This is a genomic window from Natrinema soli (assembly GCF_028618695.1).
This window is the reverse complement of sequence record NZ_JAQIVI010000617.1, coordinates 1-2,771: the sequence shown is the minus strand read 5'-3', so window position 1 is coordinate 2,771 and position 2,771 is coordinate 1. Positions and strand designations below refer to the sequence as shown.

At 66.0% G+C, this 2,771-nt stretch carries 4 protein-coding genes; 2 read left to right on the top strand and 2 right to left on the bottom strand.

Translation table 11 applies throughout. The features are described from left to right. A partial coding sequence (locus PGX04_RS28080) for an NAD(P)-dependent oxidoreductase (RefSeq protein WP_273741498.1) occupies positions 1-457 on the top strand: 457 nt, incomplete at its 5' end. 300 nt (positions 458-757) lie between these two features. Here the strand turns inward: PGX04_RS28080 and engB are convergent. Further along, positions 758-1,375 carry a GTP-binding protein EngB gene (gene engB / locus PGX04_RS28075; protein ID WP_273741497.1) on the bottom strand — a complete coding sequence of 206 codons (618 nt, stop codon included), beginning with the start codon at positions 1,373-1,375 and terminating at the stop codon, positions 758-760. An 85-nt stretch (positions 1,376-1,460) separates the two neighbouring features. After that, positions 1,461-1,934, bottom strand: a complete 474-nt coding sequence (locus PGX04_RS28070; RefSeq protein ID WP_273741496.1) for a DUF7994 family protein — start codon at positions 1,932-1,934, stop codon at positions 1,461-1,463. A 126-nt stretch (positions 1,935-2,060) separates the two neighbouring features. Here PGX04_RS28070 and PGX04_RS28065 point away from each other — a divergent pair. Continuing rightward, a partial coding sequence (locus tag PGX04_RS28065) for a DUF389 domain-containing protein (protein WP_273741494.1) occupies positions 2,061-2,771 on the top strand: 711 nt, incomplete at its 3' end.

Genomic DNA, 2,771 nt, shown 5'->3' with positions numbered 1-2,771 from the left:
CGGGGTCCGCGTGACGGGGGTCCGCCGCTCCGACGATCCCGTCCCCGGCTTCGACGAGATCTACGCGACCGAGCGGTTGCTCGAGGCGATCGCCGACGCCGAGTTCGTGATCGTTACCGTGCCGCTGACCGACGAGACCCACCACCGCTTCGACGCCGAGGTGTTCGAGGCCATGCGCGACGACGCGTACTTCGTGAACGTCGCGCGCGGCCCGGTCGTCGACGAACCGGCGCTAATCGACGCCCTCGAGGCGGATTCGCTCGCGGGGGCGGCGCTGGACGTCTTCGAGGAAGAGCCGTTGCCTGAAGCGTCGCCGCTCTGGGAGTTGGACGAGGTAATTATCTCACCGCACTGCGCCGCGTACACGCGGGACTACTTCCGAGATGTGGGGGATATCGTCCGCGAGAACGTCGACCGCCTCGAGACCGGCGAGGCATTCCACAACCAGGTCGTCTGACGGCGGTCCCGATTTGGAGTCGCAAGACGGCACTCTCGATCTGGAATCGCAAGATAGCACTGGTCTCGAATCACTGGCCGGGCGCACGACTCGAGTACCGCGAGAGTCGTGCAACCCGGGGAAGGGCAGGCGTTTCCTCGTCAATCACCGCGAGCGACCGAAGGGAGCGAGCGGGCCGACGACTGATGTGAGTGAAACGAACGGAAGGAGGAGTGCTTTTGATCGACCTTTTGCCGAGGGACGTCGCGCTGACGGCAGCGACGCTGCCGTCAGCGCGATAGACCGCAGAGCAAAAGGTCGTTAGAAGAACTTGAACAGATCGTCCCGCTCCTGCTCGTGCAGGTGGCTCCGGACGGCCTCGTTCAGCGGCTCGAGTTGCCCCTTCTTGGCGCTGATCGGGGCGATGGTGTCCTGCCACTGCTTCCAGGGCGGGTAGAGACCGAGGCGGTCGCAGAGGGCGTCGAGTCGCTCGTCCTCGTCGTCGACCTTGTCCATCTTGTTGACGGCGACGATCGTCGGGACGTCGAGGTCGCGCAGGAAGTGGAACATCTCGACGTCGTAGGGGATTTCGTCGGGCCCGGAGTGGCGGTCGATGATGTCGATGACGCTCTTGCCGTCGACGACGAGAATCGCGACGAGGATGTTGTCGGCGTACTCCTCGAGGTAGTGGACGATGTCGGTCTTGATCTGCTCGCGGTGGTCCTCGTCGACGCCGCTCATGAAGCCGAAGCCGGGGAGGTCGGTGATGACGAAGTCCTCCGGGGCCCAGTCGTAGTGGTTGGGCGAGCGGGTGACGCCGGGTTTGCCGCCGGTGTCGAAGCTGTGGCCGGTCAGCTCGCGCATGAGCGTGGACTTGCCCACGTTCGAGCGGCCGACGAGGGCGATTTCAGCCCCTCGATTGGGGCGAGTATCGAACATGTCCCAGTGTAGGCGTCTCGTCCCTTTATATACACTGAAGGGGAGACGGGGTGCTCGATCGCGCTCGCCGACGTGCGGCCGGGCCCTACACCACCGTCCCCGCGAGCAATCCGACGCCGAACGCGCCGGCGACGAGCAGCACGACGGCGAGAACACGTCCGCTCGAGGGCGTCGCCTCGAGGTCGACGTGGCGACTGTCGACGGCGATCTGGACGCCCTGCCAGGACAGCGAGGTGCCGCCGGCGAGCATCGCCGCGGCGATGAGCCACGAACTCGCATCATCGATGGCGACGGCGGACCGAACCGTCAGGAGAACGACAGCGACCGACAGGACGACGTTCGCCATCCCGATGAAGGCGTTCCACGGCACGGTTCGTCGGCCGAGCGAGACCGAATCGGTGAGGCTGCCGGTGATCCACAGGAGCGACGCGAGGACGAGACCGGCGACGACCGTCGCGGTGACCGGGTCGATGAGAACGTCGCGCCCGACGACTGCGAGGAAGCCGCCGGCGAACACCAGTACCACCGCACCGGCTACCGAGGCGAGACGCCGTATCATACGCACAGTCCCAGAAATCACTATAAGAAAACGGCGAAACGACTCGATCCCCTCGAGCCGGAACCGTCCTCCAGAGTGGGACGGAATGCCCCGGAGTTATGACCCCCCGCGGTCTCAGACGGACACGTGCGGCTCGTACAGTTGACGGTACCGACGGGGAAGCGAGAGACGATCCTCGAGACCCTCGACGAGCGGGAGATCGACTACGTCGTGACGGACGAGATCGGTAGTCGCGCGTACACGGCGGTCGTCTACTTTCCGCTGCCGGACGCGGCCGTCGAACCGGTGCTCGATGAACTGCAGGAGGCGGGCGTCGACGAGGACGCCTACACGGTCGTCGTCGACGCCGAAACGGTCGTCTCCCGCCGATTCCAGGCGTTGCGCGAGGAGTACGAGGAAGGCGACGTCGGCTCGGATCGCATCTCGCGTCAGGAGCTGCAGGCGGAGGCCGACGATCTGACGCCCAGCTTTCCCGTCTACGTGGTGATGACGGTCATCAGCGCCGTCGTCGCGACCGCGGGACTGCTGTTGGATTCGCCCGCGGTCGTCGTCGGCTCGATGGTGATCGCGCCGCTGATCGGGCCGGCGCTGGGAGCCAGCGTCGGTACGGTGATCGACGACGAGGAGCTGTTCGTCGAGAGCATCACCTACCAGATCCTCGGCGTCATCGTCGCGATCGGGGCGGCGGCGATCTTCGCGGTGCTGGTTCGGTCGATGAACATCGTCCCGCCCGACCTCGTTCTCTCGAGCGTCGGCGAGATCTCCGAACGGCTCGCGCCCGACTTGCTGTCGCTCGCGATCGCCCTCGGCGCGGGCGTCGCGGGCGTCGTCAGCATC

Bases quoted from the DNA above. Each gene is read 5' to 3' on its own strand.
- engB (WP_273741497.1), bottom strand. From the start codon at position 1,375: ATGTTCGATACTCGCCCCAATCGAGGGGCTGAAATCGCCCTCGTCGGC.
- PGX04_RS28070 (WP_273741496.1), bottom strand. From the start codon at position 1,934: ATGATACGGCGTCTCGCCTCGGTAGCCGGTGCGGTGGTACTGGTGTTC.